General features: G+C 70.2%; 17 protein-coding genes and 1 tRNA gene. 8 read left to right on the forward strand and 10 right to left on the reverse strand.

Going from position 1 to position 23258, the window contains the following annotated elements; translation table 11 throughout:
• Nucleotides 1-130 precede the first annotated feature (130 nt).
• The 3 genes from I596_RS12085 to I596_RS12095 all read right to left on the reverse strand — a co-directional run bounded on the left by I596_RS12085 (nt 131) and on the right by I596_RS12095 (nt 3624).
• Nucleotides 131-1012 carry a carbon-nitrogen hydrolase family protein gene (locus I596_RS12085; protein ID WP_067651885.1) on the reverse strand — a complete coding sequence of 294 codons (882 nt, stop codon included), beginning with the start codon at nt 1010-1012 and terminating at the stop codon, nt 131-133.
• A 2-nt stretch (nt 1013-1014) separates the two neighbouring features.
• On the reverse strand, nt 1015-1617 hold the full coding sequence (locus I596_RS12090; RefSeq protein WP_067648241.1) for a GNAT family N-acetyltransferase: 603 nt from the start codon (nt 1615-1617) through the stop codon (nt 1015-1017).
• 177 nt (nt 1618-1794) lie between these two features.
• On the reverse strand, nt 1795-3624 hold the full coding sequence (locus I596_RS12095; protein ID WP_067648244.1) for a DUF885 domain-containing protein: 1830 nt from the start codon (nt 3622-3624) through the stop codon (nt 1795-1797).
• A gap of 142 nt (nt 3625-3766) precedes the next feature.
• Here I596_RS12095 and I596_RS12100 point away from each other — a divergent pair, with 142 nt between their 5' ends.
• Nucleotides 3767-4615: a 23S rRNA (adenine(2030)-N(6))-methyltransferase RlmJ gene (locus tag I596_RS12100; RefSeq protein ID WP_067651888.1), complete on the forward strand. Its 849-nt coding sequence runs from the start codon at nt 3767-3769 to the stop codon at nt 4613-4615.
• Nucleotides 4616-4668: 53 nt separating this feature from the next.
• Nucleotides 4669-5172, forward strand: coding sequence for a Slp family lipoprotein (locus I596_RS12105; protein ID WP_067648247.1), 504 nt, complete (start codon nt 4669-4671; stop codon nt 5170-5172).
• Nucleotides 5173-5187: 15 nt separating this feature from the next.
• On the opposite strand, the gene I596_RS12110 is transcribed toward I596_RS12105, so the two are convergent.
• Nucleotides 5188-5559 (reverse strand): MmcQ/YjbR family DNA-binding protein, encoded by a 372-nt coding sequence (locus I596_RS12110; RefSeq protein WP_067648250.1) that lies wholly within the window; start codon nt 5557-5559, stop codon nt 5188-5190.
• A gap of 144 nt (nt 5560-5703) precedes the next feature.
• Here I596_RS12110 and I596_RS12115 point away from each other — a divergent pair, with 144 nt between their 5' ends.
• The 3 genes from I596_RS12115 to I596_RS12125 all read left to right on the forward strand — a co-directional run bounded on the left by I596_RS12115 (nt 5704) and on the right by I596_RS12125 (nt 10939).
• Entirely contained in the window at nt 5704-6273 is a 570-nt protein-coding gene (locus I596_RS12115; RefSeq protein ID WP_067648253.1) for a GNAT family N-acetyltransferase, read from the forward strand.
• A 701-nt stretch (nt 6274-6974) separates the two neighbouring features.
• Nucleotides 6975-10436 carry a transcription-repair coupling factor gene (mfd, locus tag I596_RS12120; protein ID WP_067651891.1) on the forward strand — a complete coding sequence of 1154 codons (3462 nt, stop codon included), beginning with the start codon at nt 6975-6977 and terminating at the stop codon, nt 10434-10436.
• Nucleotides 10433-10939, forward strand: a complete 507-nt coding sequence (locus I596_RS12125; protein ID WP_425478772.1) for a cupin domain-containing protein — start codon at nt 10433-10435, stop codon at nt 10937-10939. The genes mfd and I596_RS12125 overlap by 4 nt, the downstream gene beginning before the upstream one ends.
• 98 nt (nt 10940-11037) lie before the next feature.
• On the opposite strand, the gene I596_RS12130 is transcribed toward I596_RS12125, so the two are convergent.
• A complete protein-coding gene (locus I596_RS12130; protein WP_067648256.1) occupies nt 11038-11634 on the reverse strand; it encodes an NfuA family Fe-S biogenesis protein in 597 nt (198 codons plus the stop codon).
• A gap of 76 nt (nt 11635-11710) precedes the next feature.
• On the opposite strand from I596_RS12130, the gene I596_RS12135 reads away from it, so the two are divergent.
• Nucleotides 11711-12049, forward strand: coding sequence for a 4a-hydroxytetrahydrobiopterin dehydratase (locus I596_RS12135; RefSeq protein ID WP_067648259.1), 339 nt, complete (start codon nt 11711-11713; stop codon nt 12047-12049).
• Here the strand turns inward: I596_RS12135 and I596_RS12140 are convergent.
• Nucleotides 12042-13001, reverse strand: a complete 960-nt coding sequence (locus I596_RS12140) for an RluA family pseudouridine synthase (RefSeq protein ID WP_067648261.1) — start codon at nt 12999-13001, stop codon at nt 12042-12044. The genes I596_RS12135 and I596_RS12140 overlap by 8 nt on opposite strands.
• Before the next feature lie 379 nt (nt 13002-13380).
• Here I596_RS12140 and I596_RS12145 point away from each other — a divergent pair, with 379 nt between their 5' ends.
• Nucleotides 13381-16446: an Rne/Rng family ribonuclease gene (locus I596_RS12145; RefSeq protein ID WP_067648264.1), complete on the forward strand. Its 3066-nt coding sequence runs from the start codon at nt 13381-13383 to the stop codon at nt 16444-16446.
• A 155-nt stretch (nt 16447-16601) separates the two neighbouring features.
• Here I596_RS12145 and I596_RS12150 read toward each other — a convergent pair whose 3' ends face one another.
• Nucleotides 16602-17252: a response regulator gene (locus I596_RS12150; protein ID WP_067648267.1), complete on the reverse strand. Its 651-nt coding sequence runs from the start codon at nt 17250-17252 to the stop codon at nt 16602-16604.
• A 267-nt stretch (nt 17253-17519) separates the two neighbouring features.
• Between I596_RS12150 and I596_RS12155 the strand changes: the two genes are divergently transcribed.
• A tRNA-Ser gene (locus tag I596_RS12155) sits at nt 17520-17609 on the forward strand.
• A gap of 244 nt (nt 17610-17853) precedes the next feature.
• Here I596_RS12155 and I596_RS12160 read toward each other — a convergent pair.
• From I596_RS12160 to I596_RS12170, 3 genes are all read right to left on the reverse strand, one after another.
• The gene (locus I596_RS12160) at nt 17854-18633 is read right to left on the reverse strand and encodes an HAD-IA family hydrolase (RefSeq protein WP_223303826.1); all 780 of its coding nucleotides are present in this window, start codon (nt 18631-18633) and stop codon (nt 17854-17856) included.
• Between the two features lie 96 nt (nt 18634-18729).
• Nucleotides 18730-20031, reverse strand: coding sequence for an amidohydrolase family protein (locus I596_RS12165; protein WP_067648270.1), 1302 nt, complete (start codon nt 20029-20031; stop codon nt 18730-18732).
• Entirely contained in the window at nt 20031-23174 is a 3144-nt protein-coding gene (locus I596_RS12170) for an amidohydrolase family protein (RefSeq protein WP_067648273.1), read from the reverse strand. The genes I596_RS12165 and I596_RS12170 overlap by 1 nt, the downstream gene beginning before the upstream one ends.
• Nucleotides 23175-23258 lie beyond the last annotated feature (84 nt).

Raw genomic sequence — 23258 nt, forward strand, 5'->3', positions numbered from 1 at the left:
CCTGCTGGCGCGATCCAGCCATGGATCGCTCGCAGGTCGGTGGCGCACGCGGTCGACCTGTGGAACCGATGGCGCGGCTTTGCCGCGACCGCATGCGAGAACGGGCAGGACGACCCTGCTCGCCAGCGCGCTAGAGGGCCTCGACGATCGGCCGTTCCAGATCCGGGCGCTGCTGTGCAGGCCAGTCGGCGGCGATGCCGACCTGGCCACGCTGCCGTTGCGTGTCGAGCGCCGCCAGATCGACTTCGGCGATCGCCCAGCCGGGACCCTCGTCGGCGCGGACCTGCACGCCGTCGGACGGAAAGCCGCGGTCGACCGGCGTATAGATCGCAGCGCGTCCGGTATTGGTATCCAGCGCCGGGCTCCAGGCCGCCTCGCCGGCCGTGACCGCGCAGGCGACGAAGACCTGGTTCTCCATTGCGCGCGCCTGGCAGCCGTAGCGCACGCGATTGGCGCCCGCCTCGGTATCGGTGCAGCTGGGGACCAGCAGCAGCCGCGCGCCCGCCTCGACCTGGCGGCGGGCGTAGAGCGGAAACTCGATGTCGTAGCAGATGGCGATCGCCACGCGGCCGAACGCCGTCTCGAAGACCTTCAGCCGGTCGCCGGGCTCGATGAGGCCGGTCTCCTTCTCGAAGCCGGTCAGCGTCAACTTGTCCTGGAAGACGGTCCGTCCGTCCGGCGCGATCAGGTAGGAACGGTTGCGATAGCGTCCGCCGCCGACGTCGAGCAGGAAGCTGCCGGCCACCAGGTGGATACGATGGTGGCGTGCGAGCGCGACCATGGCGTCCAGGTAGTCCTGGTGCGCGGGCTGCAGCGCCGCGAGCGAGGCGGCGAAATCGCCGCGCACGGCCGGCGGCAATCCGGCGGCCGCCTCCAGTGCCAGGTACTCCGGCAGGATCACGAACCGGGCACCTCGCGCGGCGGCCGTCGCGACCTGGCCGGCCACGCGATCGGCGAACGCCGCGAAATCCGCCGGCTCGCCGATGCCGTACTGCGCGCAGGCGACCGTCACCTTCATGCCGCGCGCTCCAGCGGCCGCAGCCAGAACGCGAGCTGCTGGACGGTCGGCGTCGGGGCACCGAGCTCCTTCCATTCGATCTCGCAGCGCATGTCCGGCTGCTGGACGTAGCCGCGCTTGGTCCAGAACGCATCGTTGGCGCGATAGCCGTCGGGCCGGCGTGGATCGTCCGGCGCGCGCACGACCGCGCAGAATGCGGTCAGGTCGAAGCGGCCGAGCCGGCGCGCATAGGCTTCGCGCGCGTCGAAGAAGCGATGACCCAGGCCATGGCCGCGGTACTCGGGCAGCAGCACCGACTCGCCGAAGTAGAAGACGCTGCCCAGTGGCGTGCCGCGCGCGGCGAACGGCTTCTGGAACGCCCCGGTCTCGTCCGTCAGCGGGATGCCGGTCGAGGCGCCGATGACGCGGTCATCGTCGAACGCCAGCACGAACAGGCTCTCGGGCGAGTGCGAATAGGTCTGCAGGTAGCGCGCCTCGTAGCCGACGTCGCCGTCGTACAGGTACGGAAACGCGCGGAAGACGGCGATCCGCAGACGCGCGACGTCGTCCAGGTACGGACCGATCGTCGCGCCGGTGAAGGTCTCTACGTGCGTCGTCACCGATGGGTCTCCAGCTGCGGTCCAAGGCGCGGCCGGCGGAAGGCCGACCGTGCCGGGCTGTGGGCGATTGTAGCGAGCCGTGCCGGCCGGGCGCGTGCACGCAACGCCGCAGGCCGGTGCCCGCGTCCGGCGACAGCGCCGCGCCGGGCGCGCGGGCCCGGCGGATCGATATGCGGCCTACGGCTGGCCGGACAAGGTGCGCTCGATCCAGTCGTCGACGATCTGCTCGAGCAGCGCCAGCGGCAGCGAGCCGTGGGTCAGCACCTGGTTGTGGAACGCGCGCAGGTCGAAGCGCTCGCCGAGCCGCGCCTTCGCCCGCTCGCGCAGCGCGAGGATCTTCAGCATGCCGGCCTTGTAGGCCAGCGCCTGGCCGGGCATGACGAAGTAGCGCTCGATCTCGGTCGTGACCTCGGCCTCGGCCATGCCGGTGTTCTCGCGCATGTAGGTGATCGCCTGCTCGCGCGTCCAGCGCTGGTGGTGGATGCCGCTGTCCACGACCAGCCGGACCGCCCGCATCATCTCGTCACGCAGGCGGCCGAGGCTGTCGAGCGGGTCGCGGCCGAAGCCCATTTCCCAGGCCAGCCGCTCGGCGTAGAGCGCCCACCCTTCCGCATAGGCGGTGAAGCCGAGGATGCGGCGGAAGAACGGCACGCCCTTGAGCTCCTGGGCGATCGCGATCTGGAAATGATGGCCGGGGATGCCCTCGTGATAGGCCAGCGTGCGCATCGCGAAGCGTGGCGTCGAGCCCGGATCGCGCAGGTTCACGTAGAACAGTCCCGGGCGCGAGCCGTCGAACGCACCGCGCTGGTAGTAGGCGCCGGCCTTGCCGTCCTGGGCGTACTCGGGTACGGCACGGACCTCGACGCCGAGCTTGGGGCGCACGTCGAAGGCGCTGCCGACGCCGGCGTCGATCTCGTCGAGCAGGCGCTGGTATTCGGCCAAAATCGCCTGCCGGCCTTCGTCGCTGTCCGGGTAGCGCTGGTCCGGCCGCTGGGCGAGCTGCTGGACGCGCGCACCGACGCTGCCCTCGGTCAGGCCCTGCGCCTGCAGGATCGGCTCCATTTCGCCGGCGATGCGCGCGACCTCCGCCAGCCCGAGCGTGTGCACCTCCTCCGGCGTCATGTCGGTGGTCGTGAACAGGCGCACGCGCCAGGCGTAGTAGGCGTCGCCGTCGGGCAGACTCCACACGCCGTGGTCCTCGTGCACCTTCTGCTTCAGCGCCGAGAAGTACGCCGCCAGCGCGCGATAGGCCGGATAGACGCTGTGCTCGATCGTATGGGCCGCATCGGCCAGCAGCGCATCGCGCATCGCCGGCTCGATCGTGCCGGCGGGCAGCTTGTCGAGCTTCTGGGCGAAGGTGGTGTACAGCGGATTCTGGTCGGGCGCGGGCGCGAGGAAGCTGTCGATCTGGCCGAGCACCTTCTCGACCGCGAACCGCGGCGGCAGCAGGTTGCCGGCCTCGCGCAGCTCCAGACCCTCGCGCACCTGGTCGAACTTGCGCGGGAACAGCCGCAGGCGGGCCACGTAGTTGCGTGCGTCGCGCAGGTCGCTCACCGAATGCGTGCTGGTCATGAAGGCCGGCAGGTCGGTGTGCACGCCGCTCATCTGGTTGATCGGGTAGTCGTGATGGCGGAAGCGGTCGGTGCCCTCCTTGGCGATGCCGAGGTAGTAGTCGAGCACGTCGTAGGAAAGCCGGCCGGCCGCGTCCAGCGCGGACCGGTCATAGCGCCGCAGGGTGACCTGGCTGCGCTCGAGCAGGTCGAGCTGCTCGGCTTCGTGCGCCAGCGAGGCGTCGTCGAGGCGGCCGCCGTAGAAATCCATCCAACCGGGCAGCACGCGCATGCTGCTCAGCATTTCCGGGCTGTCGAGCGCGAACTGCGCGAACGTGCGCGCATAGAACCAGTCGACCCGCGCCGGCTTGAAGTACCAGACGTGAACGAAGAAGGCACCGGCCACGAGCACGACCGCCAGCACCAGGCCCATCAACCACCGCAACACTCGCTTCATGTCTCCCCTCTCCCCGACGGCGCGTCCGCCACGGCACCGGCGGCTGGGCGCATTCTTACCGGTTTGCCGCCTCCACCGCGAGTGCGATCGGCCGTGCCGGCCTGCCCTACAATCGCGCCGTCTTCGCAACGGGCAGCCTCCCCTGAACTATCGCCACGCCTATCACGCCGGCAATTTCGCCGACGTGCTCAAACATGCGGTGCTGGTCGGCCTGATCCAGGCCCTGCAGGCCAAGCCCACGGCGCTGTGCTACGTCGACAGCCATGCCGGCCGCGGCCGCTACGACCTGCGCGCCGAGCAGGCCGAAAAGACCGGCGAGCACCACGGCGGCATCCAGCGCCTGGCCGGGGTTGCCGCCCTGCCGCCGCTGCTGGCGGACTACCTGCGGCAGGTGGCCGCCTGCAACGCCGACGCCGAGGCGGTCACGATCTACCCCGGCTCGCCGCTGCTCGCGCAGTCGCTCCTGCGCGAACAGGACCGGGCGATCCTGTGCGAACTGCACCCCGAAGAGGCCGCCGCGCTGAAGGCCTTGTTCCGCGACGACCCGCGCCTGGCCGTGCACCAGCGCGACGGCTACGGCGCGCTCAAGGCCTTGCTGCCGCCGGTGCAGCGACGCGGCGTGGTACTGATCGACCCGCCGTTCGAAGCCCAGGCCGGCGAGTTCGCGACGATCGAATCGGCCCTGCGGCCGGCGCTGGCGCGCTGGCCATCCGGCGTCTACGCGATCTGGTATCCGATCAAGCAGGATGCCGACGTGGTGCCGTTCCATCGCTGGCTGGCGCACGAGGCCGGCGCCGCCCGCGTGCTGGTGGCCGAGGTGCTGCTGCGCCCGGCGGACACGCCGTTGCGCCTCAACGGCTGCGGCATGGCGATCGTCAATCCGCCCTGGCGCTTCGAACAGGCACTGCAGCCGGCGCTGGACGTCCTCGCGCGCCACCTGGGCGACGCCGGTCTCGGCCGGTCGCGCCTGACCTGGCTGGCGGGCCCTTGACGCCGCGCGCGCGCTCACGCACTACAATGCCGTACCGCCCTCTCATCTGCGCCATGTCCCTTTCCCTCGCCTTTTCGCCGCTGCGGTCCCTCGTGCTGGTCGTTACCGTGCTGGTGGCCGGCTGCGCTACGCCGGTATTCAAGGACGTCGCCAACCGCATCGACGCGACGCCGCTCGACGTGCAGCGCGCGCCGGAGCGCTACACCGAGGGTGAAGTGGTGTGGGCGGGCCGGATCATCGCCGTGGAGAACCGCGAGACCACCACCGAGGTGGAGCTGGTCGGCTACCCGATGGACCGCGCGCAGCGGCCGTTGCCCGAGGCACGCAGCGAAGGCCGCTTCATCCTGGTCCTGCCGGGCTACGTCGAAGCCTACGACTATCCCGAGGGGCGCTACGTCACCGTCCACGGCCGCCTGGCCGGCTCACGCGTCAAGCCGATCCAGCAACGCGACTACGTGTTCCCGCTGGTGCGCGCGCAGGCCGTGCACGTATGGCCCTCCGGCTTCCAGTTCGACAAGCCCACCATCAGCCTCGGCATCGGCGTCGGCATCCACTGAGAAGCCGGCCGCGGGCTACGCGTCGGGCAGGCTGGCCTGCATGCGCTTGGACAGGCGGCTCCGCACCAGCGTATAGGAGTGCCGGACATGCTCGGCGAGCGTCCGGCTGGCGTAGCGCTCCGGCTCCGACACGCAGATCCAGAACGCCCGCGCCATGTAGGGTGCCGCCATCATGCCCGGCTGGTCGCTCAGTTCCAGGAAACGGTCGGTATCGACCTTGAACGACAGGCGCCCGCGCTCCGGCCCCAGCGTGCAGTAGACCACGAACATCTTGCCGCCCACGCTCCAGACCAGGTCCACCTCCCACTTGATCGAGCGCGTCGCGCCGGGCAGCGCCGCGCACAGCGTATCGAGCTGATCGATCGTCAGGGCCTTCGTGGCGGTCATCGCAGTTCTCCCCCGGGCCGCCTAGCGCAGGCGTCCGGTGCGGGCGCGGCGGAGGCGTGATGTTCAGGCAAACGCCGATGCTGCAGCGCAAAATACGCCGGTCCATCGACAGCGGTCGGCAACTGCGCCAGTGTAGCGAAATCCATGAACGACTATCTCTCCGCGATCCGGCCGCCGGCAGCGCGCGCCTCGCCGCTGGCACCACCGGCGGCCGGCGAGAGGTTCGTCACGCGGGACGGCCGCGAGGTGCGGATCCGCCCGATCCACCCGGGCGACGTGGCAGCCTTGCGCCGCGCCTTCGCGCGGCTGACCCCCGACCAGGTGCACCAGCGTGTCTTTCATGCGATGAACGAGTTGCCCGAGCGCATCGCCACCTGGATGTGCAACGTCGACCCGCAACAGACCCATGCGATCGTGGCCACCGATCCGGACGGCAGCGAGATCCGTGGCGAGGCGCGCATCCATTGCGACTACGCGGCAGCGGCGGCCGAGTTCGCGATCGCGATCGATCCGTCATGGACCGGTGTCGGCCTCGGCCAGGCCCTGATGGATCGCCTGATCGCCGAAGCGCGCAGCCGCGGCATGACCGAGATCTGGGGCGACGTGCTGGCCGACAACGGCGCGATGATCGATCTGGTCGCGCGGCTGGGATTCCAGCGCCAGCGACGCGCCGACGATGCGACGGTCGTGCGGGCGTGGCGCCTGCTCGATTGAGCCGGCCGTCGATGCTGCGACGCAGCATCCACAGTCCGGCGTTTTCGCGCATACTTTTGCGATACGGGCAAAGATCGAGGTGACCGGTCACGGAAGATCCAGCCCCCGCCCAGCGCAGGTCGATCGGGAACTCGCACCGATCCGGCCGGAATGCTTGGCATGGGGCGTGCAGAACCACGGAAGCTCCCCCTAAAGGCCGGGTGGGCGTCCCCTGATTGAGGCCAGCCCCTATGTCGAATGTAATCCCCTATACATTCAATGACTTGTCGCAGCATGACGAGCATGAACTGAAGATCCGCGCCTGGGAGGCCGTCATGGCCTCCGGCTTTCGCTGCGCCGAGCACCAACGTATCGAAGCCGAAATTCGCCGTCGCGCGTCCAATAGCGACAAGAGCAGTCGCCCGCGTCCCTGGCGCTGACCGCTTGCGGAAGCGGCATCGACGGCCGCTTCCGTTGCCACGCTGCAAATTTTTGTTTCCCGCCGTAGCGGCGCTTCGTCCGTCGCACGCACCGCACCGGCGCGCGGGGTGAGGCCGGACGATCCGCCATCGCCGGCCGCCGCTCGACACTTCGTGCAGAGCCGGTCGCGCTGCCGCCAGCGCCGCCACGCTGCCTGCCCTCCTGGGCAGTCCTGCTAGACTTCGCGCCTTTGCGCTGGCGGCATCGTGCCGCCGGCGCTGCCGTCGTTTTCCGCACCGCCGATGACCTTGCCGATTCCCGCATCCCTGTTCCCCTCGTCGCCCAAGCAACGCCGATTCTGGATCACGCCCCCGGGATCGGCACTGTCGTGGCTGCTGGTCGAGACGGCCCGCCGGCACGCCGGCCTGGTGATCGCGGTGACGCGCGACACGCACTCGGCGCACGCGCTGGAAGCGGAGATCGCGACGTTCGCCGGAGCGGACGTACCGGTGCTGCATTTCCCGGATTGGGAGACGCTGCCGTACGACCTGTTCGCGCCGCACCCCGACATCGTCTCGCAGCGCATCGCCACGCTGTACCGGCTGCCGTCGCTCGACCGCGGCGTCCTGGTCGTCCCGATCGCGACCCTGATGCAGCGGCTGGCGCCGCGCAGCTATGTCGCCGGCTCCGGACTGGTCCTGGAGCGCGGACAGACGCTGGATCTCGCCGACGAGCGGCGGCGTCTGGAAGCGGCCGGCTACCGGAATGTGCCGCAGGTGCTCGAACCGGGCGACTTCGCCGTACGCGGCGCCCTGCTCGACGTCTTCCCGATGGGAAGCGCGACACCCTACCGGGTCGAGCTGTTCGACGAGGAGATCGATTCGATCCGCACGTTCGATCCGGAGACCCAGCGGTCGGCGCACAAAGTCGAGCACGTGCGGTTGCTGCCGGGGCGCGAGTTCCCGCTGACCGAGGAGTCGGCCAAGGCGTTCCGCGCCCTGCTGCGCGAGCGGTTCCCGATCGATCCGCGTCGCTGCCCGCTCTATCAGGACATCCGCGAGGGCACTGCGCCGGCGGGCATCGAGTACTACCTGCCGCTGTTCTTCGAGCGCACCGAGACGCTGTTCGACTACCTCGCGCCACAGGCCCTGTTCGTGCTCGGTGACCAGGCGCTGGACGCCGCCGAACCGTTCTTCGCGCAGGCCGCCGACCGCTACGACCAGCGCGCGCACGACATCGAGCGCCCGGTGCTGCCGCCGGCGGAGCTGTACCTGCCGCCGGAACACCTGCGCGAGCAGCTCAACCGCCAGCTGCGCGTCGAAGTGGTGGCCCGCGGCGACAACGAGCACGCGATCGACACCGGCACGCGGCCGGTGCCGAGCCTGCCCCTGAACCAGACGCAGGACACGGCCGGCGAACTCAAGCGGTTCCTCGGCGCCTATCCCGGCCGCGTGCTGATCACGGCCGATTCGGCCGGTCGGCGCGAGACCCTGATCGAGCAGTTGCAGGCCGCCGGCCTGCAGCCGGAGACGGTGGCGTCCTGGGCCGAATTCGCCGACGCGTCGCCGGATGCGCAGTTGCCATTGGCGATCACGGTCGCCCCGCTCGAACGCGGATTCGCACTGGACACGCCGGCGCTGGCGCTGCTGACCGAGCGCGAACTGCTCGGCGAGCGCGCGCAGCAGGCCCGGCGGCGCAAGCGCGCCGCCCGCGACCCCGAAGCGGTCATCCGCGACCTCTCGGAGCTGGCGATCGGCGCGCCGATCGTGCACATCGATCACGGCGTGGGCCGCTACCAGGGCCTGTTGAAGCTCGACATCGGCGGCGAGGGCGGCGAGTTCCTCGCGATCGAGTACGCCAAGGGCGACAAGCTCTACGTACCGGTGGCGCAGTTGCACCTGGTCAGCCGCTACTCGGGCACGCCGCCGGAACTGGCGCCGCTGCATTCGCTCGGCGGCGACGCCTGGGAGCGGGCCAAGAAGCGGGCGGCCGAAAAGGTACGCGACGTCGCCGCGGAACTGCTGGCGATCTACGCCCAGCGCGAGGCGCGGGTCGGCACCGCGATGGCGATCGACCGCGCGATGTACGACCAGTTCGCCGCGGCGTTTCCGTTCGAGGAAACCCCCGACCAGCTGCAGGCGATCGAGGCCGTCATCGCCGACCTGGCCGCCGGCCGTGCGATGGACCGGGTGGTCTGCGGCGACGTCGGCTTCGGCAAGACCGAGGTCGCGCTGCGTGCCGCGTTCGTCACCGCCACCGCCGGCAAGCAGGTGGCGATCCTGGCGCCGACCACCCTGCTCGCCCAGCAGCACTACCAGAATTTCCGCGACCGGCTGGCGGACTGGCCGGTCCGCGTCGAGGTGCTGTCGCGGTTCAAGTCGAAGAAGGAGACCGAGGCGGCGATCGCCAAGCTGACGCAGGGCCAGATCGACATCATGATCGGCACCCACAAGCTGCTGCAGCCCGACGTCCGGTTCAAGGACCTTGGGCTGGTGATCGTCGACGAGGAGCAGCGCTTCGGCGTGCGGCAGAAGGAACAGCTCAAGAAGCTGCGCGCCGAGGTGGACCTGCTGACGCTGACCGCCACGCCGATCCCGCGCACGCTCAACATGGCGATGGCCGGACTGCGCGACCTGTCGATCATCGCCACGCCGCCGGCGCACCGGCTGGCGGTCAAGACCTTCATCGGCAGCTGGGACCCGGCGCTGATCCGCGAGGCCTTCCAGCGCGAGCTGCAGCGCGGCGGCCAGGTCTATTTCCTGCACAACGAGGTCGAGACGATCGAGAAGACCGCGCGCGAGCTCGCGGAGCTGGTGCCCGACGCGCGCATCCGCATCGCCCACGGCCAGATGGCCGAGCGCGAGCTGGAGCAGGCGATGCTCGATTTCTACCGGCAGCGGCACAACGTCCTGGTCTGCACGACGATCATCGAGTCGGGCATCGACGTACCCACCGCCAACACGATCGTCATCAATCGCGCCGATCGCTTCGGCCTGGCCCAGCTGCACCAGCTGCGGGGCCGCGTCGGCCGCTCGCATCATCGCGCCTACGCCTACCTGGTCGTCCCCGATCACCGCGCGATCACCGCCGACGCGGAGAAGCGCCTGGAAGCGCTGGCCTCGCTGGAGGAGCTCGGTGCCGGCTTCACGCTGGCGACGCACGACCTGGAGATCCGCGGCGCCGGCGAGCTGCTCGGCGAGGAGCAGTCCGGACAGATCGAGGAGGTCGGCTTCTCGCTGTATCGCGACATGCTCGATCGCGCGGTCAAGGCGCTCAAGTCCGGCAAGGTGCCGGATTTCGACCTGACCAGCGAGCACGAGGCGGAGATCGACCTGCACGTGCCCGCGCTGATCCCGGACGACTACCTGCCCGACGTCAACGCCCGCCTGACCCTCTACAAGCGCATCGCCAGCGCTACCGACGAAGACCAGCTGCGCGAGCTGCAGGTAGAGATGATCGACCGCTTCGGACTGCTGCCGGACCCGGTCAAGCAGTTGTTCGCGACCACCGCGATCAAGCTGGCGGCGACACCGCTGGGCATCCGCAAGCTGGAACTCGGCGCCAACGGGGGCCGGGTCCTCTTCACGCCCAAGCCGAATTTCGACCCGATGCGCGTGATCGGCCTGATCCAGACCCAGCCCCGCGTCTTCGCGCTGGACGGGCAGGACAAGCTGCGCATCAAGATGGAGCTGCCCGGCGCCGCCGAGCGCATCCGCACCGCCGGCGAGCTGCTGGCCATCCTGCGCGGATCGCCGGCCCGATGAGCCCCGTGCCGACGGACGCCCTGCCGCCCCTGCACCCGCGTGCCGCGGAGCTGATCGGCCTGCTCGCGCTCGAACCCCACGTCGAAGGCGGACGCTTTCGCCGGATCTATCAATCCGCCCTCGCTTCCAGCCAGCCGGGGCGGCCGGCGGCGACGGCCATCCACTACCTGCTCGCCGCCGGCGAGATCAGCCGGTGGCATTGCGTCGATGCGGACGAGGTCTGGCATTTCCTCGAAGGCGAACCGGTCGAGCTGCTGTGCTTCGACCCGGAGCACGATGCGATCCGCCGCCATCTCCTGGCACCGGCGGCACCGGCGGCCAATCCGGTGATCGTGGTCGCGGCTGGAACCTGGCAAGCGGCACGTCCACTGGGCGCCTACGCGCTGGTCGGGTGCACGGTCGCTCCGGGGTTCGACTACGGCGGCTACCGGCTGCTCGACCAGGCGCCGGAGATCGCCGTGCGCCTGGCGCGGATCGCGCCGGATACGCTGGACCTGGCCTGAGCCGCCGCACAGGCGGAGAACCGCAGTCCCGCGAAGCGGATGCGGTCCCGCGCGGCTCGCGCCGGACGCGGACCGCGAACGATGCGCCGCGAATCGCGCTAGCCGCCGGCGGCCTTGCTGAAGTAGGGGTTCTCGCCGGTGGCGTGATCGGTGGCGTCACGCACCGCGGTGATTTCCGGGACGCGTTGCCGCAACGTCTGCTCGACACCGTTGCGAAGCGTGGTGTCGACCATGCCGCAGCCGTGGCAGCCGCCACCGAACTGCAGCACGACCACCCCGTCGGCCGTGACCTCGCGCAGGCCGACCCGGCCGCCATGCGAGGCCAGTTGCGGATTGATCTCGGTCTCGATGACGTGCCGCACGCGCTCGACGACGGAGGCGTCGTCCGCCAGCGGTACGCCGCGCAGTGCCGGGGCGCGGATCGTCAGCTGCCCGCCGGTGGCGTCGCGGATGAAATCGACCTCGGCCCCGTCGAGGAACGGCACGCTGGTGCCTTCGACGTAGAGCGAAAAGCCGCTGCACTGGACTTCCCACTCGTCCCCGCGCAGGTCGCCCGGCTCGCAGAACTCGAGCTGGCAGTCGCCCTGCGGCGTGCCGGCATGGACGGCGCGCAGGCGGATGCCGAGTTCGGCGATCTCCTGTTGCTCGATCAACCGGCGGAAATGGTCCTGGGCGTTTTGCGATAGAACGATCATGGGTGCAGTCTACCGGATGGAATGCGATCGGGACCGGCGCCTATACTCGACGATCCCGTCGCTATCGGAGGCTTCCATGACCCTGGCCGAACTTCAGGCCCAGCACTGCCGGCCGCGCAAGGGCCCGGACCATGCCCTGGACGATGCGGCCATTGCCGCGCATCTCAAGCTGTTGCCGGGCTGGGAGCTGACGCCGGGAACGCGCGAGATCCGCAAGACCTTCCGGTTCGACGACTTCCACCGGACGATGGCCTTCATCAACGCATTGGCCTGGATCGCCCACGCCGAGGATCACCATCCCGACCTCGAGATCGGCTATGCGCGCGCCCTGGTGCGGTTCTCGACCCACGACGTCGGCGGCCTGTCGCTAAACGACTTCGTCTGCGCGGCGCGCGTCGAAGGCCTGTTCAGCTGAGGCGATCGAGCACGCCGGCCAGTTCCGCCGGCAGCGGCGCGGAAAAACTGTAGGCGCGCTCGCCGAGCGCGAACTCGAACCGCGCCGCATGCAGGAACAGGCGCCGCAGGCCCGCCTCGCGCATCGTCCGGTTGAAGTCGCGCGCGCCGTACTTCTCGTCGCCGGCGAGCGGATGACCGATGTGTGCGCAATGGACGCGGATCTGGTGGGTCCGGCCGGTTTCCAGTGCGACCTCGGCCAGGGTCGCTGCCGCGTATTGCTCCACCTGGCGGATGTGCGAGCGCGACGGCTTGCCGTCCGGATCCACCCTGACCATCCGCTCGCCCCCCTGCAGGACCGACTTGCGCAACGGCGCGTCGACCGTCATCCGGGCCTGCGGCAGCCGCCCCTCCAGCAAGGCGAGGTAGTGCTTGGTCACCCGCCCCTCGCGGATCTCGGTCTGCAGGGCGGTCAGGGCCGACCGGCGCCGCGAGAAGACCAGCACGCCGCTGGTATCGCGATCCAGGCGATGGACCAGTTCCAGCGTGTCGCGCGGGCGGGCTGCCCGCAACAGCTCGATCGCCCCGAAGCTGACTCCGCTGCCGCCGTGGCTGGCCACGCCCGAGGGCTTGTCGATCACGAGGAAATCGCGATCCTCGTGGATGACGGCGGCCTCGACCCGGTCGGTCTGGCTGGTCGGCGGTGCGGCTGTCGCCTCCCGCTCGGCGGTCCGCACCGGCGGCAGGCGTACCTCGTCCCCGGCGACCAGGCGCTGGTCCGGCTTCGCGCGCCCGCCGTTCACGCGGACCTGGCCGGTACGCAACAGCCGGTAGATCAGGCTCTTGGGAACGCCCTTGAGCCGCGTCGCCAGGAAATTGTCCAGGCGCTGCCCCTCCCGGTCCGCCGGAACCTGAACCTTCTGTACTCCCGGGGTCGGGTTTTCCGCGCTCTGATTGGCCGAAGTACGCGTCATTATTGGAGATTTCCGGGGTCCACTGGTACTATGTTGCGGCGCATTGCGCCGGTCCGAGGCCCCTTTCGAGGGAGTCCGGAATCCACATGGCGCACTCGCCCGTCACGCCCTGTCGGGCCCCGCCGAACGGCTCCGTAGGAGCGTCGCGCGGGAATCGCGGTCATCGTAACGGTTCGAGTCGGAGATTGCCCGCGGCCGGCATGGCGGCGGGGGTGTCCGGATGAGCAGCAACCCAATGACCGCCGGCGCGTGGAAGCGCCGGCACCGAACGAACAAACGGCGCTCCTGAGGCCGAGATCCGCGAAACGCGGGTGACGCAGCGCGAACGATTCCAGCGCGCCGCGCGGCAGCAGTCGAGCGCTTGTGAAAGGAACCTACAATGAAGCGCATGTTGATCAACGCAACTCAGCGTGAAGAGTTGCGTGTGGCCATCGTCGATGGCCAGACCCTGTACGACCTCGACATCGAGATCCCGTCTCGCGAGCAGAAGAAGTCCAACATCTACAAGGGTCGCATCACCCGCGTGGAACCCTCGCTGGAGGCCTGCTTCGTCGAGTACGGCGGCGAGCGCCACGGCTTCCTGCCGGTCAAGGAGATCTCCCGGCAGTACTTCACGCCCGGCGTCGACCACAACAAGGCCGGCATCCGCGAGCTGCTGAAGGAAGGCCAGGAACTGCTCGTTCAGGTCGACAAGGAGGAGCGCGGCAACAAGGGCGCGGCGCTGACGACCTTCATCAGCCTGGCCGGCCGCTACATGGTGCTGATGCCCAACAACCCGCGCGCCGGCGGCGTGTCGCGCCGGATCGAGGGCGAGGACCGGCAGGCGCTCAAGGAAGCCCTGGACCACCTCAGCGTCCCCGACGAGATGGGCCTGATCGTGCGCACCGCGGGCATGGGCCGCGACGCCGAAGAGCTGCAATGGGACCTGGACTACCTGCTGCAGCTGTGGAAGGCCATCTCCGAGGCCGCCACGACGCGCCACGCGCCGTTCCTGATCTACCAGGAGTCGCGCCTGATCATCCGCGCGCTCCGCGACTACCTGCGCAACGACATCGGCGAGATCCTGATCGACAGCGAGGAGCTGTACAGCGACGCGCGCGAGTTCGTGCAGCAGGTCATGCCGAACAACCTGCGCAAGCTCAAGCTGTACAAGGACACCGTCCCGCTGTTCTCGCGGTTCCAGATCGAGACGCAGATCGAGAACGCCTTCGAGCGCCAGGTGCGGCTGCCGTCCGGCGGATCGATCGTGATCGACCAGACCGAGGCGCTGACCGCGGTCGACATCAACTCGGCGCGCTCGACCAAGGGCGGCGACATCGAGGAAACCGCGTTCAACACCAACTGCGAGGCCGCGGTCGAGATCGCCCGCCAGCTGCGCATCCGCGACGCGGGCGGCCTGATCGTGATCGATTTCATCGACATGGACAGCCCCAAGCACCAGCGTGAGGTCGAGGAAAAGCTGCGTGACGCGCTCAAGCTCGATCGCGCCCGCGTCCAGCTCGGCCGCATCTCCAAGTTCGGACTGCTGGAGATGTCGCGCCAGCGCCTGCGCCCGAGCCTCGGCGAATCGACGCAGATCGTCTGCCCGCGCTGCGACGGCCACGGCCGCATCCGCGGCGTCGAGTCGCTGTCGCTGTCGGCGCTGCGGCTGGTCGAGGAGCACGCGATGAAGGACAGCACCGGCCAGGTGCTGGTGCAGGCGCCTTCGGAAGTCGCCAATTTCCTGCTGAACGAGAAGCGCAAGCAGCTCGCCGAGATCGAGCTGCGTCACGACGTGGCCGTCATCGTGGTCGCCGACGAGAAGCTCGAGACACCGCACCTCGAGATCCAGCGCATCCGCGCCTCGGACATCGGCGAGGACAACAAGCCCAGCTACCAGCGGCTGACCCCGGTGCAGCCGACCGAGCTGCCGCAGATGGCCCGTCCCAGCGTCGAGCCGGAACAGCCCGCGGTCACGCGCGTCGTGCCGGCCCAGCCCGCGCCGCAGCGCGAAGAAGCCGAGCCGGTGGTCGTCGCGCCGGCGCCCGCACCGGCACGCCCGCAGGCCGGCGGCTTCCTGTCGCGGCTGGTGGGCTGGTTCCGCCCGGCCCCGGATACCGCCGCCGCGCCGCCCGCCAAGCCGGCCCCCAAGCCCGCCGCTGCCCCCGCGGCACGCAATGAGCGCGGCCCGAAGCCGCCCGCCCGTGAAGCCCGCGGCGCCGCGTCGACCCGGCCGCAGGGTCAGGGTGCGGCGCCTCGCGATCGCAATGGACGGCCCGGTGCTTCCCAGCCGGGACGCCAGCAGAACGAGCGCGCCCAGCAGCGCCGCCCGTCCGAGAGCCGGCCCACCTCGCCGGCGGCCGACAAGGCACCGGCAGCGGCGAAACCCGCAGCGACGCAGCCGGCAGCCGCTGCCGCCGCGGCGGTGGCAGCCACGCCTGCAGTAGCCACCACGCTGGCCGGCTCGCCCTCGACCACCGCGGCAGCCATCGACAAGCCCCTGCCGACGCAGGCGCCCGCCGGCACCACCGATGCCACCGCACCGGGAAGCGCAGCCGCAGAAGGCAAGACCGGCGAAGGCCGTTCGCGCCGTCGTGGCCGTCGCGGCGGTCGCCGCAACCGCAAGGGCGCCGGCAGCGAAGTCGACATGACGGCGACCGAGTCGTCCTCCGACGGCATCGATTTCGATGACGAGGACGCGGACCACACCACCGATACGGCCCCTGCGCCGTCGCCGCGCGGCGCGACGCCGCCGGCGCAGCGATCCGACGCCTCCGACACGCGTACCGGGACGGCCGCCTCGACGTTCCCCGCGGTGAAGCCGGCATCGGTGCCGGCCGCAGCCGCAGCGGCGCCCGCCGCGTCCCGTCCGGCTCCTGCTCCGGTCTCGGCTCCGGTCTCGGCTCCGGTCTCGGCTCCGGTCTCGGCTCCGGTCTCGGCTCCGGTCTCGGCTCCGGTCCCGGCTCCGGTCTCGGCTCCGGCCTCGGCTCCGGTCTCGGCTCCGGTCTCGGCTCCGGTCTCGGCTCCGGTCTCGGCTCCGGTCTCGGCTCCGGTCTCGGCTCCGGCCTCGGCTCCGGCCTCGGCTCCGGCCTCGGCTCCGGCCTCGGCTCCGGCCTCGGCTCCGGCCTCGGCTCCGGCCTCGGCTCCGGCCTCGGCTCCGGCCTCGGCTCCGGCCTCGGCTCCGGCCTCGGCTCCGGCCTCGGCTCCGGCCTCGGCTCCGGCCTCGGCTCCGGCCTCGGCTCCGGCCTCGGCTCCGGCCTCGGCTCCGGCCTCGGCTCCGGCCTCGGCTCCGGCCTCGGCTCCGGCCTCGGCTCCGGCCTCGGCTCCGGCCTCGGCTCCGGCCCCTGTTTCGACGACGCAAACCGAACTGCCGTTGTCCCGTCCGGTCGCTCCCGCGTCAGCGCCGGCCCGGTCCGAACAGGCGCCGGCAGCGAACACGCCGCCGGCACGCGACAGCGGCGACTAGCTGCAGGATCGCCACCTCCCGCTCCGGCACGATCGGCCGGAGCGGGAATGCGGCCCAGCCGGCATCCCGGACCCGGCCAGCGCAGTCCACGCAGATCTCGGAAGGAACCACCGGCCCGGTGCCACCGGGCCGGCCGCCATCGGCCCGGCGCCGGATCAGGCGCCCGGCAACGGCCGGTCGATCAGGCCGTGTTGTCCGGCCAGATGTGCCAATGCCACCGTATTGTCGACACGCAGCTTGTCGAACAGGCGGTACTTGTAGGTCGCGACGGTTTTCGCGCTCAGCTTCATGATGCGCGCGATGTCACGCATCTCCCGTCCCTGCGCCAGCATCATCGCCACTTCGAGCTCACGCGCCGTCAACAGTTCGAACGGGGAATCGCGATGGCCATCCAGCGCACTCAGGGCCAGTTGCTCGGCGACGTGCTGGGCCAGATAGCGCCGGCCATCGGCGACCGCCCGGATCGCCTTCAGCAGTTCCTCGGCGGGGCATCCCTTGGTCAGGTATCCACCCGCCCCCGCCTCCAGCAGACGCCTCGGAAACGGCGAGTCGCTGACCATCGACAGGATGATGATGCGCGTGGCCAGCTTGGAACGGTTGACGCGCTCGGTCAGTTCGACGCCGCTCAGGCCCGGCATGTGCACGTCCACCAGCGCGACATCGGGCTTCTCGCGCCGGATCAGCGCCAGCCCCGTCTCGCCGTCGGACGCTTCGCCGACCACCGACAGATCCAGTTGCGCCGCAATGATCATCCTGAAGCCGGTGCGAACCAGTTCGTGATCGTCGACCAAGACTATGCGAATCATGGGCTTCCCCTGTACCAACGCGTTCAGTTTCGCCCCCTGCTCTCCGGCAGACAACCCTGTAACAACGAGAGAATCATCACAAAAACGCGATTGGTGACCAAGCGCACGCTTTTTTACGAGCGTGTAGACTGTCGCGCCCCGGCAGGGGCCAATCAGATGAACCGGACAGCGTGCCCGGTGGACTGACGGCATGAGTGCTGGGAGCTGCGGCCCAGAGGCTGCAAACACGGCGAACCCGGGCAGATTTCCCGGCGCGTCGTACAACAAGGTGGGTTGGCCGAGCGGTTGAAGGCACTAGTCTTGAAAACTAGCAAGGGAGCAATCCCTTCCAGGGTTCGAATCCCTGACCCACCGCCACACCACTAGCCGCCGGAGGTCCTCTGGCAGGTGCCGAGAAAGGGCCGTCCATCTCCTTTCTCACTTCACGCGACGGCGACAACGCCAAGCCGCCGGCTACGCGGACCAACCGCTTGCGCCGTCGCCCCGCAAACGATCCTACGTTGGACCGCGCCCAGCAGGCGGATTCTCGAAAGGCGCTGCCTGTCGATGAGGGCGCCGGCAGCACAGCGTCTGCGTGCGGCCGGACCGGTGCGGTGATCGATCAGGCCGCCTCGTCGCGATCGTGGAGCCAGACGCGCAACTGCGCCAGGTCCACGCAAGCTCCGCGCAACGCAAGTCCCTGAAGATGGCGGGCCGGTACCGTCGGTTCGCCCAGGTCGCTCACGACGCTCAAGGCACCGGCGAAATCCTGCAGCCGCGTGTAGTCGTTGACCGTCACGACGGTGGCGATGCCGGTGGCACGCGAGGCCTGCAGCCCGGCCTGGGAATCCTCGACGGCGATGCACTGCCCGGGCGCCAGACCGAGCCGATCCAGCACATGAAAGTAGATGCCCGGGTCCGGCTTCTTGCGTTCGCTGTCCTCGGCGGCGCCGAGGACAGCGAACGCCTCGGCCGGACAGGCATCGCCCGCATGCTTCAGCAGCGCGAGGACATTGGCGCGGGTCGTGGTGGTCGCGATCGCCAACGCAACGCCGGCCTCGCGCGCCTGCGCGATCAGGCGCAGGACGCCCGGGCGCCAGGCGATGGCTCCGTGCTCGACCAGGTGCAGGTAGTGGTCGGTCTTGCGCTGGTGCAGCCGGCGCGCCAGCATCTCGCGTTCGGCCTGGGCCATCTGCGGCACGTGGGCGTCCATGAAGTGCAGCAGCCGCTCGCGGCCACCGGTTACGGCCAGCAGCTCGCCGTAGCCCGCCACGTCCCAGTGCCACGGCAACCCGGCGTCGGCGAACGCGCGGTTGAACGCGATGCGATGACCGTCGCGCTCGGTATCGGCCAGCGTACCGTCGACATCGAAGATCAGCGCACGCAGCGTACTGGGCATCATGGTCCGTCCGGCAAGAGGCGCCGGCGCAGCATGCCATATCCGTTCCGGCGGCCGGCGCAGGTGATCCTGCGCCGGCTCGCGCGTCCTGCGGCGCGGTCAGCCCTTCGGTTCGCCGCGGTACTTGCGCTGGTACTGCTGGTAGAGCCGGGACTGCTTGTTGGTCAGGTCGACCTCGCGACCGGCGACCCAGGCCCGCTCCACGGTGGAGCGGATGTCGAGGATGTCGCCGTCGGCGACGAACAGCGTCGCTTCCTTGCCGGCGTCGAGCGAGCCGAGGCGATCGGCAACGCCGAGGATCTGCGCCGGCCCGAGCGTGATCGCGTGCAGCGCCGCCTCGGCACCCAGGCCGTGCGCCGCGTAGCTCGCCGCCTGGTACGGCAGGTTGCGCTCGTTCATCGCCGACATGGCGTCACCGTCGTTGGCGATCGCCAGGCGCACGCCGGCGGCCGCCAGCTTGCCCGCTGCGGCGAAGACCGCGTCGTAGCCTTCCCAGCGCCGCAGCGGCAGGTTGTGCGAGGAGCCGAGGATCACCGGGACGTCCTGCGCCTTGAGAGCGGCGGCCAGCCGCCAGGCGTCACTGCCGCCGACGAGGACCAGCCGCAGCTTCTCGCGCGCCGCGAAGGCCAGCGCCTCGCGGATCTGCACGGCGTCGTTGGCCAGCACCAGCAGCGGCATGCGTCCCTCGATGACCGGCAGCATCGCCTCGTCGCGCAGGTCCGCCACGCTCACCGTGCCGGCCTGCTGCGCGGCCTGGTAGGCACGCGCATCGCGGATCGCCTGCTCGAGCGCGTCGCGCTTCTTCTGCACGCCCTCGCGGATGCGCTGCTTGCGCTCCTCGGGCAGCCAGTCCGGCACGCGCGCCGACGGCCAGGCGACGACCATGCCCAGCGAGGGCGCCACGGTCATCTGCTCGTAGGTCCAGCCATCGGCCTGCATCAGGGCCGCCTGGCCGGCGATCACGCCGTCGCTGCCGGCGCGCGGCATCACCAGGGCGCTCAGCACGCCGTTGGCGCGGGCGACCGGCCACAGTTCCGTGTCCGGATTGACGGCCACCTCGGCGCGGACTTCCGGCGTGCTGGCGCCTGCCTCGCTGTAGTCGTTGGTGGCGCGCACCGAGGACACCTCGGTGAGGCCGAGGATGCTGTTGGCGGCGATCAGGCCCGGATAGACGCGCTTGCCGGCCAGGTCGATCCGCCGTGCGCCGGCCGGCACGTCCACCTGCGGACCGAGCGCGGCGATCTTGCCGTCCCGGATCAGCAGCTGGCCGCCGGCGATGACGCCGTGGCTGATCGTGTGCAGATCCGCGCCGATCAGCACGATGGTCTCGGCCGGCGCCTCGGCGCCGGCTTGCGTGGACAAGGCTGCGGCCAGCGCGACGGAAGCGAAGAAACGGTTCATCAGTGTGCCTCCAGTCCGCTGCAAAGATGGATCGATTCCCCGTCGTGGTAGATCGGCCGGATGCGGTCGAGCGCGTGGATGTCGATCTCGTTCTCGGGTGGCACGGGCGCGGGCTCGCCGGCGGCATCCTTCTTGGGCACCTTGTCGCCCTTCTTCGCCAGGGCCTTCACCCGCTCCGGCAGGACCGCGGCGATCAGCCGCGTGCGCTCGGCTTCGATCCGCGCCTGCTCGGCACGGTCCTCGGTGCGGTCGAAGTAGCGGCGCCCGTCGATCCAGGTCTGTTCGGCATAGGCGAGCGTCGAGAGGGGGCTGTCGCTCCAGATGACGAAGTCCGCATCCTTGCCCGCCTCCAGCGAACCGACGCGGCCGTCGATGCGCAGCTGCCGGGCGGGATTGCGCGTGACCAGGTCGAGCGCCGCTGTCTCCGCCAGACCACCGTATTTGATCGCCTTCGCCGCCTCGGTGTTGAGGCGACGGGCCATCTCGCCGTCGTCGGAATTGAACGACACCACCACGTCCTGGGCCGCCATCAGTGCGCCGTTGTATGGAATCGCATCGACCACTTCCATCTTGTAGGCCCACCAGTCGCTGAAGGTGGATGCGCCGGCGCCGAGATCGGCGAGCACGTCCGCGACCTTGTAGCCTTCGAGGATGTGCTGGAACACCGGCACGAACTTCAGCCGCTGGGCGATGCGCGCGAAGGCGAGGATCTCGTCCTGGCGGTAGCTGTGAATGTGCACGATGCGTTCACCGGCCAGCACCTGGACCAGCGCCTCCAGCCGCAGGTCCCGCCGGACCGGCGCGCCGCCCTTCTCCCGCAGCCGCGCCGCGTAGCCGCGTGCCGCCAGGAACTGGTCGAGCATGATCTCCGGCACGCCCATCCGCGTCTGCGGGTAGCGCGAGGTGAATTCCGAGCCCCAGTTGGACTGCTTGACGTTCTCACCGAGCGCGAACTTGATCGTCGGCGTCACGCCGGCGAAGCGCAGTCCCGCCGCGTCGCTGCCCCAGCGCAGCTTGATGACCTGCGATTGCCCGCCGATCGGATTGGCCGAGCCGTGCAGCAGCTGGGCGGAGGTCACGCCGCCGCCCAGCTGGCGATAGATCGTGATGTCGGTCGGATCGAGCACGTCACCGATGCGTACCTCGCTGGTGACCGCATGCGACCCTTCGTTGACGCCACGCGCGATCGCGATGTGCGAGTGCGCATCGATGATGCCCGGCGAGACGTGCTTGCCGCGCCCGTCGATCTCGACCGCATCGGCAGGCGCCTTGAGCCCCTGCCCGACCGCCGCGATGCGGCCCTTCTCGACCAGCAGGTCCGCCTGCTCGAGCCGGCCCTGCGGCCCCTGCGTCCAGATCGTGGCGCCGCGGACGATCACCGCCCGCGGCTGCGCCGGCAGGCCGGCGCGGCCGAACTCGCCGGCCGGATAGCGCAATGCAGGTGCCGGCAGCGTCGGGCGCGGCTTGGCCGCATCAGCCGCACGCGGCGACGCCTGCGTGCGATGGCCGGTCACGACCGCTTCCCCGCCACCGGGCAGCGGCGCCCGTCCCTGCAGGCGGTCGCCATCGATCGTCGCGACCACCGTCACGCGCTCCTCGGAGCGCCCGAGCAGGCTGCCCGGCGGATAGAGCAGCATCTGGTCCTTGGCGACCGTCGCCGGAATCGTCGTCGCGCCGGCCTTGATCACCGGATCGCCAGTCTCGCCGGTGATCTCCAGCTGCGCCGGTCCCTGGGTGCCGGTCCAGGCGAGCGACCAGGTACCGCGTGTGTCGGTCGCGCCGGCGGCCACCTCGTAGCGCCGGCCGCCGACCCAGGTCTCGCGGACGCGCGCCTTGTCGGAACGGAACAGGTCGGCATCCGCAACGATGAAATCGGCGCGGCGGCCCGGTTCGAGCGTGCCGATGCGATCGTCCAGCCCGAGCATCTTCGCCGGATGCGTGGTCAGGGCCGCCAGCGCCGCGTCCTCGTCGAGTCCCTTCTCCACCGCCTTGCGCAGCGCCGGCCAGAACTCGTCCGGCTTCTTCAGGCTCCCGGCCGTCAGCGCGAACGTGACACCGGCCTCGGCCAGCACGCGCGCGTTGTAGGGCGCCCATTCCCAGTGCTCGAGCTCGGACAGCGAGACGTCCAGCGCCTGGTCCGGGTCCTCGACCACCGGGGCATCGTTGGTCTTGAGCGGCACGATCACCGGCACGCCGGCTGCCTTGAGTGCCGTCGCCATACGGTACTCGCGGCCGTTGCCGGCCAGGATCGGCCGCAGCTTGAACTCGTCGGCCAGGGCGAGTGCGCGCTGATAGTCCAGTTCGTCCTCGGTCGCGAAGATCACCGGCTGGCGTCCGGCCAGCGGCGCCGCCAGCGCATCGAGCGCGGCGTTGGCCTCGATGCGCTCGGCCTGCCGGTGCTTGTCCTGCCAGGCCGACCGCTGCTGCTGCCACTGCGCGTCGAGGAAGGTCTGGCGGATCAGCGCGATCGCGCCCATCAGCGACGTCGGGTAGTCGTCCGAACCGCGCGCCTGCTCGAAGGCGACCTGCTGGGCGGCATCGGCAGCGACCAGGATCTCGTTGGGGCGACCGCTGTCGGCCGTCGTCACCAGGGCCGCCTGACCGCGGAAAATGCCCTGTTTCGGCGTGGAGAGCACGCTGGTGAAGCCGTTGCCGCGCAATGCGGTGGCGCGTGAACCATCCGGCTTGAACGTATCGGCGACGCGGTGCTCGGCCTTGACGCGCCGGTTCCAGTGCCCCGCGCCCGCTGCCGCCTCTGCCGGAGCGGCCACGCGACCGGGCGCTTCCGTGCGGACCGGCGGCGGTGGCGGCTGGCCGTAGTCGCTGCCGGCGTCGACGAAGCCGGCGAATACGCTGCGACCGCCCAGATCGGTGACGGCGGTGCCCGCCGGTATGGAAACCTTGCGCCCCGCGGCGACGATGACGCCGTCGCGCACCAGCAAGGTACCGTCCTCGACGACCGTGCCGGGCCGGACCACCAGGCGCGCGTGCGTAAGCGCGATCGTTCGCGGTGTGCGGTCGGCGATGCCGGCGACCGGGACGGTGGCGACCTGTGCGCCGGCGCCTCCCGCCAGCAAGCCCAGAAGCAGCGACGATACGGTCAGGCGCAGCGCTCCGATCCGCGCGGATACGGTGTACTTCATCAGGCAATCCCCAACTGGCCGACCGCCATCATAGTCGGCGACGCGGCCTCGCACACCGGCAAAGGTCATGGCTGCCCGCGCGCG

This window comes from Dokdonella koreensis DS-123, assembly GCF_001632775.1.
Taxonomy (GTDB): Bacteria; Pseudomonadota; Gammaproteobacteria; order Xanthomonadales; family Rhodanobacteraceae; genus Dokdonella; species Dokdonella koreensis.